We start from the raw sequence: 13,772 nt of genomic DNA on the forward strand, positions 1-13,772 counted from the left end.
TGGCTCCGTCGGTTCGTCGCATCCGAGAACGACGAACAGCTTTCAGCGCACCGGTCAGAGCCGCGAAACCAGATAGCGCAGAGCCGACCGGCTCGGCATGAAGAAATAGCCGCCGCCCTTTGTCGTGACGAACTGCGGCACCTCCTTGAGCACGGTGACCTTTTCCCAGGAAGGGATCGAGAACCGGCCGCCGCCGCCCCGCGCGCCGATCGTCGGATCGGTCTCGCCTACAAGGCCCTGGAACGAGTTCGACGAGACCCAGGTCTGCTGGATGAATTCGTATTGGCGTTCGATATCGGCGTTGAGGCACATGAAGAGCAGGCCCTTCTCCGTCTTTCCGCCCCTGTCCTTCTTCTCGTAGGTGCGGCCGACGCGCAGGATCCGGTGGCGCTTGCCGATCCTGATCTGCGTCTCGCGGTCCTCGCCCAGCGAATCGCGCGGGTTGGACCGGCGTATGTGCGAGCCGAGCGGACAGGCATGTCCCTGCGGATCCTCGGCGCCGAGCGCGAAATCATTGTCGACGCCGCGGCCCGGGCGCCCGTTCGGATTGCGCACCAGCGAGCTGCCGTCCTGCCAGCGGCCGAGCATCTTTGCCGCCACCCAATGCGGTGTGATGGCGGAATCGCCGGTCTCATTTGCTGCCTGCGTCGCGGCCTTCCTGCAATAATCGTCGAACAATTCGACATGCTGCTCGAACTGGCGCAGGACGAGAAAGGTGCCGTTGCGGCCGAAATCGCGCGGCGGAGGCGGCTGCCCCGGAATCTGACGGTTACGCCGCACCTGCGACAGGATGCCGGTGCGATCCAGCGCCGCCTCGACCGACGGCGAAGCCGGATAGAAGCCATGCTCGTCGCGATAGCCGAACAGGAACTCGCCGGGCGCCAGCAGATGCATGGGCGCCGCTCCTTTGGCGGCGCGCTGCGTGCCCCGGACGATCGGTTGCGAGACGCCGTCGACGAAGCCGAAATGCTCGACCGCCCGCTTGCCATCGCGCCGCACCATCAGCGGCAGTTCGGCGGCCACGGACATCCCTGCGCCTGTCGTCTGTCGCTTCATGGCGGTGATTTCTGCCTTCAACGCGGCCGGCGTCCCGGCATAGCAGACGATGACGACGTCGACGGGCTTGGCGGACGACCCCCACTGCCATTTGTCGGGAGCGTCGGGACCGGTGTCGTTGAGAATGCGGCTGCGCTCGGGCGTTCCCATGCCTTGCCGGAAGGCGACAGGAAACGTGTCCAACGGCTCGTCGTCGACACCGCCCCGCAGCCCGAGCCGGCGCAGCCCGTTGGGGCCGAACGCCACGGTCATGGCGCGGCCGGCCGGCACTCCGTCGCCGAAACTGGTTTTGTCGATCACGAAGTCGAGCCACGACTTGCGCTTCGCCGCCGGCAACCCTTCCGGCACCTGGATCGCAAGCATATGCGCATGACCGAGCGCGCCGAAGGGCCCGAAGAAAATGGATTGAATTTCCCCGGATTCCAGCTCTTCGAGCGGCGCGGGCGGCGATTCGGACAGGCTGGTCGCGTCCGCCGGCCGCGCTGGCGGGCGCGGCAGCGAACCGAACAGGCTCAGCCAGTCGCGCGCCTCGTTGCCGGTGGCCGATGCGATGCCGCGCCTGATCCTGGAGTTGATCCGGATGCGCGGTGTGTTGAGGTGCGGATAGGCGCTGTACCAGAACAGCGTCGGCACCTGCTGGCGCCGCGCCCAGCGCTTGAAACGATCGCCGTCGCGCGCGCCGTCCAGGAACAGCCAGCGCGTGCGCGGATAGCCCTCGGTGTTGCTCCACACGCCGGTCAGGCCGGCCGAGGCCTTGGCGATGAAATCCTCCAGGTAACTTTCCCAGCTGCCGCCGTAATTGGAGAAGAACACCAGCCTGTCGGTGCCGGGCAAAAGCACCCAGCGGGCGAAATGAATGGTGTTGATGGTGGCGAGGAAGCCCGGCCTGAACACTTTCTGTGCCGATATCGAGATGAGATAGAAGGAGAGCCGCAGCGCCAGCCGCCGCAAGATGCCCGGCTTCATCGTCGAGATCGCCGTCAGGTTGTTCTGCGCGCAGTGGTCCTCATTGGCGAGGATCTTTTCCAGCGCGCCGATGTCGACCGGCGTGTTCGCCGGCCGGTCCTTGTCCTCCAGCCGCCGCAACGCCAGGAAGCAAAGACCCACGAACAGGGCGAGAATGGCCAGCAGGCCCAGCACCGTGAGCAGAAGCGCGGCGCCGGCGATAGCGATGTTGGCAAAGGTGACGCCATGCGGGTTCCCGAACACCAGCACATAAGTCATGCGCCAAAAGGCCAGGACGACGATCGCAACAGTGACGAACATCGCCGGCGTCAGCAGCGTCGTCGTCAGCGCGCGCGACCAATGGCCGGGCGGCCTTTCCAGCTGGCTTTCGGCGGGCTCGAACGCCCAGCCGAATTGCCCGAGGCAACGGACATGCCGGCGTGCCTCGGCCAGCACATCCATCGCGTTGCCGGCGCCCGCGCGCGGCTTTTCGACGATCTCGCGCACGCTGTCGGCGAGCCGCGCCTCGGCAAGGATGCGGCGTACGGAATGACCTGGCGTGCCGGAAAAAACCAGGCCCGCGGCGCTGCCGAAGGACGGCGATATCTCTATGTGGTTCCTCTTCAGGAAATCCTCCAGCGAGCCGCCGTCCGGCAGGCCGCAGACATCCCTGAAGATCGGCCGCAGCCTGTGCCCGATCGATTGCGCGATGGCGGTTATGACATCGTCGGTGCTGCCGTCGCCGGAGATTTCGAACACCAGCGCGCCGGCCTCCATTCCCGTCTTTTCATCCTTGCCGGTGGGAGCGACGGCTAGGCTGGTGAAATGTATGGTGCCGACCTTGTCGAGCGCGCCGCGCAGCTCGCCGATCGCGGGATTGCCAAGGTCGGCGACCTTGTCGCGCACCGCATCGAGCGGCATGGAGCGGGTGATCGGGCAGACAACCGTCACCATCGACTGGTCGGCTGTACGGCAAAGCGGCGAACGTTCGAAATCGACCTTGAGGCTTGCCGGATAGGCGCCGACATTGACCATCTTGCCGGCCCTGCCGCGCGCGCGGCCAAGCCTCGGTTTGCTGAACAGGGCGCGGATGCATTCGCCGATCTGGATGCGGGCGATCTCGGCACCGATGCACAAATGGATGCCGTAGCCGAAAACCATGTAGTCGCGATGCGGGCGCGACGTATCGAACTCGTTCGGCCGCTGCACGATCTCTGGATCGAACATCGCCGAAAGCGTCGCCGGCATCACCACGGTTCCGGCCTTCACCAGCCGCTCGCGGCGCGTGCCCTTGCCGATGACCGCGTCACGTCTGGTATAGCGCCATGGCCCGATCCAGATCGGTTTGAACCGCATGGCTTCCATGATCGCCCGGTCCAGTTTGCCGGTATCGCCGGCGGCAATTGCCTGATCGACGGCTTGCCGTGCGTCCGTTCGCGACAGGATCACATCCAGGCAGTTGCTGCCGGCAAGCACATTGGTCGGCACGAAACCGGCGACCATGCCGAGCATGATGGAATGGATGTCGGGCAGCGACAGGCGCCCCTGATCCATCAGCGCTACGAGGCGGGCAAGCGGCCGGTCGTCCTTGTCCGCTTTTTCCCTGACCGCCGCGATCGAGCGGTCTATGATCTTGATCAGCCGATCGCCGCCGACCACGGCAAGCTGGCGCGTGGCGGGATTTGCCGTCGGGTCGGAAAAGAACAGCGCGCTGAGCGCGATCGACCGGTCGGCGAACTCGGTTTCGTCGTCGATCTCGAGGCCGAAATAATCGCGGCAGATACGCACCGGCACGATCTTCATCAATCCGGCGATGGCATCGAAGCCGGGACTGGCGCGGGTCATGATGTCGCGCGAATGGCGCTCGGCGATCGGCCTGACGGCGGCCTCGACCTCCGCCGGCGGGAAAGCGCTCAGCACCGCCGATTTCATCTGCCGGTACGCGGCGCCGTCCTGCATGCCGAGAATGAAATTCGAGCCGCGGGCGAGTTCGGCCATTTCCGGCCCGTAAGGCGTTTCGAACTCGTCGCCCCGCTCCAATATGTCGCGAACGTCCGCGCCCTTGGTGACGAGCAGGAAATTGCCGAAGCCGAGATTCGGCCAGAAACGGCGCAGCAGCGCCAGAAGCCAGCGCGGATCGCCCAGAAGAAAACCGGCGATGCGGGAAGCAAAGCCACCCTTGGAACGCAGCCGGTCGATATCGAACGGCGGCATTTCGGCGACCGGACGCTGGCTCTTCTGAGCGGCGCGGACGGCGGCGAAGTACTTCAAAGTGATCATCGCGTTCAAGCCCCCCGGCTATCCACGTCAATGCGATGCCGGCATTGTCTGGCCTAGGTTTGCATCGGTCCGGCGTATGTGAATTCGCTCACAGTCATTTATTGTCGGCCCCGGCGATCATGCGGCAGACTTGGCTCGATCGAAATTGCCGATCAGGAAATTGTTCTTGGCCGGGTCCACGAACGGTATCCAGCGTATCCTCTGCTCGGAAAAATCGGGATGCCTGGTCATGAAAATCGCAAGCTCATGCGCCGCCTCGTCGCGCCGCCCGCTTCTCGTCAGGGCGCCTATCTTCAGGAACCTCGCGTAGAAGTAACTTGGCGACAGGTTGAGCGAGCGCTCGGCGTTGGCGATCGCAGCCTGCCAGTCCTCGACGAAGCAATAGGCCGCGGCCAGTTCCCCCAGATTGTGGAAGCGATAGAGGTCGAACGGGCTCAACCGCTCGGTGTCGAGGAAGAACGGTATCGCGCCGGTCGCGTCGCCAAGCAGAAGGTACGCGCTGCCCATGGCCGAGCGGGCGAAGGCGAAGCTCGGATTGATGTGGATCGCTTCGGCAAGATGCTCGGCCGCCAACGCCGGAAGGCCGCGCATGATGTCGGCCGCGCCGAGATAGGCATGCGGACGCGCATCGAGACTGTCCATCAGAAGCGCCTTGCGCGCAAGCGTCTCGACTTTCTCCAGATCGTCGCTGTCGCCGAAACGCAGCCAGGCCCGCCAGAAATACCACCATGCGAGCTCATTGAGCACGGCGCTCGAGTTCGGATCTTCCTGGTAGGCCTTGTCGAAGAAGTCGAGCGCGATTTCGGTATCGCGACGTGTCCGCCTGTTCATGTGCCAACGACCGCGCCTGACCAGTTGCCAAGTTTCGAGGCTTTCCCACGGCACCTGGAACGTACGTGCCTGCTCGGCGCGGTCGACCTCCTTGTCGAGGATGGAAACGATCTCGCTGCCGATCTGGTCGCGCAGGCTGAAGATATCGACGAGGTCGCGGTCGAAGCGTTGCGACCAGACCAGGCGCCCGTTCGAGGTGTCGGTGAGCGACGCGTTGAGACGAATCTGCCTGTCGGAGCGCGCCAACGTGCCGCTGACGATGTAGCGGGCGCCCAGCGCGTTGCCGATGAGCCTTGTGCCGAGGCTGTCGTCGCGAAATTGGAAACTGGACCCCTTGGCAATGACCGAGAGCCAGCGCGTGTTGGAAAGACCGTAGATGATGTCCTCGGCGATACCGTCGGCCATATAGCCGACATCGGGTTCGCTTCCGTTGCCCTGGAACGGCAGCACGGCGATTGCAGGGGGCCCCTTGGCAATCGGCCTGGAAAGACCGGGCGTGGCGGGAATGGTAGCGAAGGAAGCCGTCGCGACAGGGCCGTTGCCGCCACGACCGGCGATCAGGACCTGCACCGGCAGGGCGATGTTCTTCAGGCTGAACTCGCCGAGATCGGTGAAGACCGCCGCCGTCTTGTCCTTCACGTGATGCCACGTCGTCGCCGAGATGGCGACGCCGTCATGCGGCGCGAATTCCTGAAGCCGGGCTGCGATATTCACGTCGTCGCCGTAAAGACGGCCCTCCCGGACGATGACGTCGCCGGTGTTGATCCCGGCGCGAAACGGCATGCGCATGCCTTCGGCGGCCGCGGCATTCAGCGCTACGATCCGGGCCTGGAAATCGAAGGCCGCCCGCAAGGCTTCGATCGGGTTGCCGAATTCGGCCATGATGCTGTCGCCTGCATCGCCGAACGTGCGCCCGCCAAATGCGCCGCAACTGCCGGCGATGATGTCGCGCCTTTCCTCGAAGGCGGCGACAGCCGACTCGTCGTCGATGCCCATAAGCCTCGAGAATCCTACGGCGTCGATCGAAATGATTGTCGCAAGCTGACGGGTATAATTCCGTTCAGCCATGATCGAGCCCCCAGTCCCCGTTTCAGTCCAGAACAGGTGACCTGCGCTCAAAAAAACGCGTCGCCGTCTGCCGACGGAAATCCTCGGCAGGCCCGGCGCACTGTTGCCACCCTGTTATGACCAGAATTCTATCAGGGTCTTGCCGAAAGCTCTACCACGAACAGCTAATGTGACGAATTCACCGTCCGGCGCATGGTTAGTCGTTCGTTACGTCAGGAGACACATCCGAACCGCGGCTTTACCATTTGAAATTATTATATTTTCTCCGTCAAACAATACTGATCCTGTTTCCACCGGCAAGGATCGGTCGCATCGAGGGATGCGCTGCAAAAACCCGCTATTGCGGCGCTGCGGAACCAACCCGCCTGCGTGCGAGTTTCTGACGGCACTTACGCCGACGAGATTTGAGGGCTCTCATGCGCACTGTTGTTTTAGCAACCTGTATCGCTTTCCTGCTTGTCAGTGGACAAGCCTTCGCAGCAGACGACCAGCCGCTGCCGCCGCAAAATGCAAAGAAACTGTCCGAGATTGTCGCCAAGGTCGAGCACCGCACCGACTTCCGCTACGTGAAGGAGGTCGATTGGGACAGCGACGGCTATACCATCACCTATTACACCACGGACAAGGCCAAGGTCCAAATCACCTACGATCCCGTGACCGGCGAACCCAAATAGGCCTGGTTCGGTTGCCTCCGCCATTCCGCAAGGCCTGCGTTCGGCATAGATTTGCTCGTCGAAACAGGCCGGACGGAGGACCAAGATGCGGCTTCACATCAGTGCAACCGCCTTGCTTGTGGCCGCATCGGCGCTTGTGACATCACGCCCGGCGCTCGCGAACGGCCCGTCCTTCGATTGCCGAAAGGCGCAGTTGCCAGCCGAGAAGGCGATCTGCGCCGACCCGCAAATGTCGGCCATCGATGCTTTGGTCACCAAAGCCTATGCCGGTTTCGAGCCCGCTTTCGGCGGCGACAAACGCCGGATCGCCAGGAAACTGGTCGCCGATCGGAATGCCTGCAAGACGGACGCTGCCTGCATCGTCAGCGCGCAGAACAATGCGCTGCAGACTTACGGCAATGCACCGCAATGGGTGCAGGACTACAATATCGCGCTCATCGGCAAGAAGGCGCTCGACCTTGGGGCAAGGGCGCCGAAGCCGACCGATCAGCCCTTGGCCGTGTCGATCGGAAAATGCGGCTTCACCCATATCACGGCGCTGACGACGAGGCTGGGTGACGACCCGCTGGAAACCGCCAGCCCGGAAGCCGGCAGCGCGGCGCGATTCACCAACGGCGGCACGGCGGTCTCCTATGGCCGCGACCCGGGACTGGCGAGTTCCAAGGTCGGCGATCCGGTCGTCATGTGCCTGATCGCGATCCCGCGCGACTGTCCGAAAGACGATCTGCGCGGCAGGGTCTACTACGCCATGGATCTCGCCGCCAAAGGCACATGGGCCCTGCCCGACTCCCAGCTTCTGTGCGGCGGCGCCTGCGAACCCTGACGCCGCGTCGCGAAACCAGCGCTATGGACGCCCCTTGCATCGGCAAACCTTTGGTGGCTGACTGCGCCATGATTGCGGGCACGGGGGTGCATGGCAATGATCGGCTACGTCCTGAAGCGCATCCTGATGGTGCTTGTCGGCTATCTGGTCGCGGTGCTTGTCGGGTTGATCGCAGTGGCGGTGATCTACGCGATATTGAGTTCGCTGCCCAACGCGCCGGGCTACTTCGAGCTCATGGAGTTCACGCCCGTCGCCGTGCTGGTGGTGCCGCCGCTCGGCATGTTCATCTACTTCCTGACGATCATCCTGACCGGAATGCAGACGCTGGTTTTCGCCCTGATCGCCGAGTTCTTTTCGTTGCGAAGCTTTTGGCTGCATATGCTGTTCGGCGCCGCTGCCGCGGCTGCCGGTTTCATGTTGATCTGGCCGGACGCCGCCGATGATCCGGAACGCTGGGCCGACATGGGCATCATCGCCGCCGCTGGCCTCGTGGCCGGGCTGGTCTACTGGCTTATCGCCGGGCGCGACGCCGGCTTCCGCCGGCCGCTCATCAAGGCACTTCCAAGAAACGTGTGAAGCGGTCAGGTTCGGCGGCTTCGCCGTGGCCTTACGTCCGGAATTGCTTGAAAGTAGACAGCGCTCAGCTTGACGGCGTGCGCACCGCTTCGGTCGCGTCGAGTGCCTGCATCAGCTTGGAATCGCGGTCGTAGACGTCGTCGAAATACTCGACCTTGCCGGACATGTCCGGCCATGCGGTGAAATAGGCGACATAGACCGGAATGACACGCGTGACATTCTCGGTCGAATGCCCATGCTTCAGCTTCTCGGCGATATCGTCGACGGAGGTGCCGAGCACGGCGGCGGCCATGCCGCGCGGATCCTGCAACCGCACGCAGCCATGGCTGAGCGCGCGCATGTCGCGTGCGAAGAACGACTTCTGCGGCGTGTCGTGCATGTAGATGGCATGCTTGTTGGGGAACAGGATCTTCAATTCGCCCAAGGCATTCGCTTCGCTCGGCTGCTGCCGCACGCTGAAGGGGATGTTGGCGCCATACGCACCCCAATTGACCGCCGAGGACGGGATGCGCTTGCCGCGCGAATCCGTCACCTCATAGCCAGCGCGGTCGAGATAGCCCGGATCGCTGCGCAGCCTCGGCAGCATCTCGTTGACGATGATCGACTGCGGCACACCCCAATAGGGGTGGAAGTCGACCTGCTTGATCTGGTTGTAGAAAAAGGCGGTCTGGTTGGTGACCCGGCCGATGACCGCGCGGGTCTTCAGCTTCTCCTCACCATTGTCGATATAGCTGGCGGTAAAGGCCGGCTGGTTGATGAAGACGCGCGGGCTGCCGAGATCCGACGGCATCCAGCGCAGTTCCTCGAGCGCCACCTTGACCTTCTCGATCTTGTCGGCCTTCGAGGCGCCGGCCAGCGAGGCCACGGTACGCGGGCCGATGACGCCGTCGCCCTTCATGCCGGCGCGCTGCTGTACGGCCTTGATCACCGGCACCAGCTCGGGATCGTAGAGCTCGCTCTTGCCCAGCCTGGCGAGCACCTCGCCATAGTTGCCGCCCATCTCATCGTCGAGATTGCGGGAAATCAGCGTCAGCAGCTTCGGCAGTTCCGGGCTGCTTTCGCCGGGCTTGAGCAACAACTTGGGATCGACGACGATCTCGTTTTCCTCGCTCGCCTCGAGCGCTTCCAATTCGACGCGCAGCGCCTGGTACTCGGCATTCTGCGGGTGGCGCGATTCGAGGTAGGTACTGATCTCCTGGGTATGCGCCAGCGTTTTCAGCGCGCCTTCGAGATCGAACGGCTTGGCCGGGAAATCGTAGTAACCGGTCATCCGGTTGGGGTCGACGCGGCCACTCTGGGCATCTTGCGCATAGCGCAGCACGCGCGCCGACAGCGCCATCTCGAAGCGGACCAGTTCCTTGGTCCGCTCTTCGGGCGTAGCGGCAGTCGCGGCAGCCGGAACATCGACGGAATAGTCGGCCGGCGTCAGGCCGTAGCTTGCCGCCTCGCCCAGGACGCGCACCGCATCCTGAGCTCGGCTGTTGGGGACGTTGTCGCTCACCCAGATGAAATCCGGGTTGGCCGAATAATAGGCGATCAGTGCCTTGGCGATATCCGGCTCGGCGAACAGCTCGTAATCGCTCAAGCCTGCGACGGCGTCGCGGAAGCTGTTGCCCGTCACCGACGGCACATAGGCGGCGTCCTGCGCGGTCGCCGGCTGCGGCGCCGGCAGCAGCGATTTGAAATCGACGCGAACGAGCTTGTCGGCCCTGTAGGTGTTGTACGTCGGGCTGCTGATTCTGACGCTGCCGCCGCCCTCTCCCGCTGATGCTGCCGGCCGTATCTTGCGTGGCTTCGGCGGCGGCGGAAATTCACCTTGCGGGTTATGCCGGATACCGCCGCCGAACAGCATGTCGAACAGCCCTTGAGCGCTTGCCGGCTGCTGTCCGAAGGCCAGCGTTGCCGCGATGGCGATCGGCAGGACGGTTTTCTTGTTCCCGAGGATTTTCATGCTTCACCCGCACCGGTTGCAACCGGTTCCCGTTCCGCGCCGCTGGACGGTCCCGCCCTCCGCATGGCGGATGTATGACGTGACTATACCGATTCATACCGATTTCGTTAAGCTTCCATAAATTTTCGCAGCCGTGTTGCAGAACAGTTTCACATCATTGTGAGACGGTGTGACCTGCCTCGGTTCGCGCCATGCTTGCGGCATTGCGCCGGACATCGGCGGAAACTGGCCCGAACGTGATAAGCTCCGGCCGTTATGCTGAAAATCGGGCAACTTGAGCAGTCGGAGGATTTGCCGTGAAGAAAGGTTATCGCCAGTTGCTCGACGAGGCGAATGCCGAGATCGAAGTGGTTTCGCCGGAGGAGGCAGCGGGGCTGCTGGAGGACGACGACACGATCTTCGTCGATCTGCGCGATCCGCGCGAGGTCGAGCGTGACGGCAAGATCCCCGGCGCCAAGCATGTGACGCGCGGCATGCTGGAATTCTGGATCGATCCCGAAAGCCCCTATCACAAGCCGTTCTTCGCCAGCGGAAAGACCTTCGTCTTCTTCTGCGCCGGCGGCTGGCGCTCGGCTTTGGCCACCAAGACGGCGCAGGACATGGGCCTGACACCGGTCAGGCATATCCTCGGCGGCTACACCGCCTGGAAGGCGGCCGGCCTGCCTATCGAGCCCGGCCAGAAGAAAAAGGCCGACTGATCACAGTTTTCCGCAACGTCTGGGATCAATCGACCCAATGGTTTTCTGGATAGCAAGTGCGGTTGGATTGGCGGTCGCCTATCTGCTTGGTTCCACGCCCACCGGCTACCTGGCCGGCAGACTTCTCAAGGACATCGACATACGCGAGCACGGCTCCAGATCCACCGGCGCGACCAACGTGCTCAGAACCTTGGGCAAATGGCCGGCATTGGCGGTTCTGCTTGTCGATGTGCTGAAAGGCGTGGCGGCGATCGTCTTTGTTCGCTGGTTTTATCCCTGGTGCTACGCGATATCGTCCGCCACGCCACCGACGGCGCTTGAATTGCAGACGTTGGCGCCGTGGCTCGTTTGCCTGGCCGGACTTGCCGTGCTGCTGGGGCACGGCCGGTCGATCTGGCTGAATTTCACGGGCGGAAAATCCGCCGCGACGGGACTTGGCGTGCTGCTGGCGATGTCATGGCCAGTAGGATTGGGTGCTGCCACGGCATTTGCGGCCACACTCGCTCTTTTCCGGATCGTTTCGCTGAGCTCGATGCTGGCGGCGCTGACGGCGGTCGCGCTTGTCTGCGGCTTGGAGCAACCATTGCCCTATCGGTTGCTGGTGATCGCGGGCAGCCTCTACGTGATCCTGCGCCACCGCGCCAACATTCAGCGGCTGCTGGCGGGAACAGAGCCACGCCTTGGCGGCGGCGGCCCGGGACCGAACGCAGGCTCGCAAATCTCCTAGAGCATGATCCCGAAAAGTGGGAACCGGTTTTCGGGGAAAGATCATGCTCCAACAAAAAGTTAGATCGTGACGGCGATTTCAACGAAACGCCATCACGATCTAGTGCAGTGTCGTTTCGCGTTGCCCGGTCACGAAACCGACCGCGCGCGCAACGACCTCCCTGTCGGCGAGGATGCGGCGATGGCCAAGTCCATTGGCCCAATGCAAGTGGACATGCTCGCCGGCGCCCGCGTAACGCTTCGCATGGTCGGCATGGACTTCGCGGTCGTCCGGCGCGTGGATGATCAGCGTCGGCACCGGCGCCTCCGCAAGTTGGCGGTCGCCGGTGAATTCGCTGAGCGGCCGGCCCGACAGATGTTTTACCCGATCCGCCATGGCGACGCGGGAGCGCGGCCCGACATTCATCATGTCGCTGAAATCGTCGAAGATTGCCGGCAGCGAGCTCGGCGCGGCAATCAGCACCAGTTTCTGCGCCTTAAGCGGCGGCATGCCCTTGACCGATGCCGCGACGGCATTGGCGGCAATCGCGCCGCCGAAGGAATGGCCGACGACGGCGGCAAAGGGGCCGAACCATTCGCCGGCGACCCGCGCCGCGTCCACGGCAGTCACCATGTTGAGATGCCGGCCGAGCGAATGGCCATGTCCGGGCAGGTCGAGCGAGACGACCTTGTAGCCGGCGCCGCGAAACCCTTCGATCAGGGCGCGCATATATTCGGTGCGCGAACGCCAGCCATGGATGACGAGCACCGTTCCGCGCGACTCCCTGCCCGGCTCCGGGCGGAATTCATGCACCGCCACGCAGTCCGTCCTGGTCTTCAGCCGGTGGTGGCGCGCCTCGGCCATGAAGTCCGAGGCGCGTTCGACAGCGCGACGCTCACCGTCGCTCAAGGATTTGACATTGGGTGTGCGGCAAAACAATTCGAATGCGGCGCGGCCGCCGAGACGCGGCATGACATGCTCGGCCGCGCCAAAGACGCCGCGGATGACCTTCAATCCAAATGATGCCATATTGGCGATCCATCCATTCGTTCAAGCATGAACATAATAGTTCAAACATGAACATTAAACAAGAGCTGCCCTGGGACAATCCTCGCTTCCGCAACTGGGTTGCGGTGGCGCGCGCCTGCCATGTGCTGGAGCGCACGCTGGCGGTGAAGCTCGCCCCGCTCGACCTCAAGCCGGCGCAGCTCGACGTGCTGATGAACCTCTATCGCCACCCAGGCATGTCGCAGCACGATCTTGCCCGCAAGCTGCTGGTCGGCCGCTCCAACATCACCATGCTGTTGCCGCAGCTCGAGGCGCGCGGCCTGCTTCGCCGCGAGGGCGACGAGAAGGACAAGCGGGTGCTGCGGCTGAACCTGACCGAGACGGGCGAAGCCCTGCTGATGAAGGCTCTGAAGGTTCACATGGCGCTGATCGAGAAGGCGATGAGCCAGTCGACGCCGGAACAGTGCGACATGATCGGCGAGCAGATGCGCAAGATCGCCGACGTGCTGAAGGAAGCCTGAGCCGGCTTCCGATTACCACATGGTTTTCTTCGCCCGCTCCGGCCATTCCCTGTCATAGGCCTCGGCATCGATGTTCTTGCGGCTTGTGAGCTCGAGGATCTGGCCGGGCGTTGGCAGCGACTTCGGATCGACATGCCTGGCCGGGTTCCACAGTTCGGAGCGCACGATAGCGCGGGCGCATTGGAAATAGACCGTGTCGACATCGATGACGGTGACCGAGCGCGCCGGCTTGCCGTCGACCATGAAGGACGCGCAAAGCCCGGCATCGGTTGTGATGTGAGCGCGGCCGTTGACGCGCAGCGTGGTGCCCGAGCCCGGCACCAGAAAGAGCAGCCCGACGCGTGGGTCGCGAATGATGTTCTTCAGCGAATCGGCGCGGTTGTTGCCGCGCCTATCCGGCATCATCAGCGTCTTGTCGTCGACGATGCGTACGAAGCCCCCGAAATCGCCACGCGGCGAACAGTCGAGCCCCTCCGGTCCGCTGGTCGCCAGCGCCACAAAGGGTGACGCCTCGATGAAGGCGGCATATTCGGGAATCACATGGTCGAGCTCCTTGACGACCGAAGCCTCGCCCGGCAATCCGTAAAGTGCCTCGAGCTGTTCGACGGATGTGATGAGCGACATCTTTTTTCGCC

The 13,772-nt window shown here is 63.4% G+C and carries 11 protein-coding genes; 6 read left to right on the forward strand and 5 right to left on the reverse strand.

Features of this window, described 5'->3' with window-relative positions:
- Positions 1-54: 54 nt before the first annotated feature.
- Together FJ957_RS06930 and FJ957_RS06935 are read right to left on the reverse strand one after the other, a co-directional pair.
- Positions 55-4,281 (reverse strand): cytochrome P450, encoded by a 4,227-nt coding sequence (locus tag FJ957_RS06930; RefSeq protein WP_140829944.1) that lies wholly within the window; start codon positions 4,279-4,281, stop codon positions 55-57.
- 117 nt (positions 4,282-4,398) lie between these two features.
- Complete coding sequence (locus FJ957_RS06935; RefSeq protein WP_140829948.1) at positions 4,399-6,180, reverse strand: adenylate/guanylate cyclase domain-containing protein; 1,782 nt, start codon at positions 6,178-6,180, stop codon at positions 4,399-4,401.
- 416 nt (positions 6,181-6,596) lie between these two features.
- Between FJ957_RS06935 and FJ957_RS06940 the strand changes: the two genes are divergently transcribed.
- From FJ957_RS06940 to FJ957_RS06950, 3 genes are all read left to right on the forward strand, one after another.
- Positions 6,597-6,854 carry a PepSY domain-containing protein gene (locus FJ957_RS06940; protein ID WP_140829950.1) on the forward strand — a complete coding sequence of 86 codons (258 nt, stop codon included), beginning with the start codon at positions 6,597-6,599 and terminating at the stop codon, positions 6,852-6,854.
- A gap of 85 nt (positions 6,855-6,939) precedes the next feature.
- The gene (locus FJ957_RS06945; protein ID WP_140829952.1) at positions 6,940-7,677 is read left to right on the forward strand and encodes a lysozyme inhibitor LprI family protein; all 738 of its coding nucleotides are present in this window, start codon (positions 6,940-6,942) and stop codon (positions 7,675-7,677) included.
- A gap of 90 nt (positions 7,678-7,767) precedes the next feature.
- On the forward strand, positions 7,768-8,253 hold the full coding sequence (locus FJ957_RS06950) for a hypothetical protein (protein WP_140829954.1): 486 nt from the start codon (positions 7,768-7,770) through the stop codon (positions 8,251-8,253).
- A 64-nt stretch (positions 8,254-8,317) separates the two neighbouring features.
- Here FJ957_RS06950 and FJ957_RS06955 read toward each other — a convergent pair whose 3' ends face one another.
- Positions 8,318-10,204 (reverse strand): murein L,D-transpeptidase, encoded by a 1,887-nt coding sequence (locus FJ957_RS06955; RefSeq protein ID WP_140829956.1) that lies wholly within the window; start codon positions 10,202-10,204, stop codon positions 8,318-8,320.
- A 296-nt stretch (positions 10,205-10,500) separates the two neighbouring features.
- On the opposite strand from FJ957_RS06955, the gene FJ957_RS06960 reads away from it, so the two are divergent.
- Both FJ957_RS06960 and plsY read left to right on the forward strand, forming a co-directional pair.
- Entirely contained in the window at positions 10,501-10,902 is a 402-nt protein-coding gene (locus FJ957_RS06960) for a rhodanese-like domain-containing protein (protein ID WP_140829958.1), read from the forward strand.
- A gap of 37 nt (positions 10,903-10,939) precedes the next feature.
- The gene (gene plsY / locus FJ957_RS06965) at positions 10,940-11,629 is read left to right on the forward strand and encodes a glycerol-3-phosphate 1-O-acyltransferase PlsY (protein ID WP_140829960.1); all 690 of its coding nucleotides are present in this window, start codon (positions 10,940-10,942) and stop codon (positions 11,627-11,629) included.
- A 99-nt stretch (positions 11,630-11,728) separates the two neighbouring features.
- On the opposite strand, the gene FJ957_RS06970 is transcribed toward plsY, so the two are convergent.
- Positions 11,729-12,637, reverse strand: coding sequence for an alpha/beta hydrolase (locus tag FJ957_RS06970; RefSeq protein WP_140829962.1), 909 nt, complete (start codon positions 12,635-12,637; stop codon positions 11,729-11,731).
- 47 nt (positions 12,638-12,684) lie between these two features.
- Between FJ957_RS06970 and FJ957_RS06975 the strand changes: the two genes are divergently transcribed.
- Positions 12,685-13,137 (forward strand): MarR family transcriptional regulator, encoded by a 453-nt coding sequence (locus tag FJ957_RS06975; protein ID WP_140829964.1) that lies wholly within the window; start codon positions 12,685-12,687, stop codon positions 13,135-13,137.
- A gap of 12 nt (positions 13,138-13,149) precedes the next feature.
- On the opposite strand, the gene FJ957_RS06980 is transcribed toward FJ957_RS06975, so the two are convergent.
- The gene (locus FJ957_RS06980) at positions 13,150-13,761 is read right to left on the reverse strand and encodes a pyridoxamine 5'-phosphate oxidase family protein (protein WP_140829966.1); all 612 of its coding nucleotides are present in this window, start codon (positions 13,759-13,761) and stop codon (positions 13,150-13,152) included.
- Positions 13,762-13,772 lie beyond the last annotated feature (11 nt).

Source organism: Mesorhizobium sp. B2-4-6 (assembly GCF_006442775.1).
Classification (GTDB): Bacteria; Pseudomonadota; Alphaproteobacteria; order Rhizobiales; family Rhizobiaceae; genus Mesorhizobium.

What these genes read in the sequence shown, in the direction of transcription:
- FJ957_RS06975 (WP_140829964.1), top strand. Translation starts at nt 12,685, where the DNA reads ATGAACATTAAACAAGAGCTGCCCTGGGACAATCCTCGCTTCCGCAAC.
- FJ957_RS06970 (WP_140829962.1), bottom strand. Translation starts at nt 12,637, where the DNA reads ATGGCATCATTTGGATTGAAGGTCATCCGCGGCGTCTTTGGCGCGGCC.
- plsY (WP_140829960.1), top strand. Translation starts at nt 10,940, where the DNA reads ATGGTTTTCTGGATAGCAAGTGCGGTTGGATTGGCGGTCGCCTATCTG.
- FJ957_RS06940 (WP_140829950.1), top strand. Translation starts at nt 6,597, where the DNA reads ATGCGCACTGTTGTTTTAGCAACCTGTATCGCTTTCCTGCTTGTCAGT.
- FJ957_RS06930 (WP_140829944.1), bottom strand. Translation starts at nt 4,281, where the DNA reads ATGATCACTTTGAAGTACTTCGCCGCCGTCCGCGCCGCTCAGAAGAGC.
- FJ957_RS06950 (WP_140829954.1), top strand. Translation starts at nt 7,768, where the DNA reads ATGGCAATGATCGGCTACGTCCTGAAGCGCATCCTGATGGTGCTTGTC.
- FJ957_RS06955 (WP_140829956.1), bottom strand. Translation starts at nt 10,204, where the DNA reads ATGAAAATCCTCGGGAACAAGAAAACCGTCCTGCCGATCGCCATCGCG.
- FJ957_RS06980 (WP_140829966.1), bottom strand. Translation starts at nt 13,761, where the DNA reads ATGTCGCTCATCACATCCGTCGAACAGCTCGAGGCACTTTACGGATTG.
- FJ957_RS06945 (WP_140829952.1), top strand. Translation starts at nt 6,940, where the DNA reads ATGCGGCTTCACATCAGTGCAACCGCCTTGCTTGTGGCCGCATCGGCG.
- FJ957_RS06935 (WP_140829948.1), bottom strand. Translation starts at nt 6,180, where the DNA reads ATGGCTGAACGGAATTATACCCGTCAGCTTGCGACAATCATTTCGATC.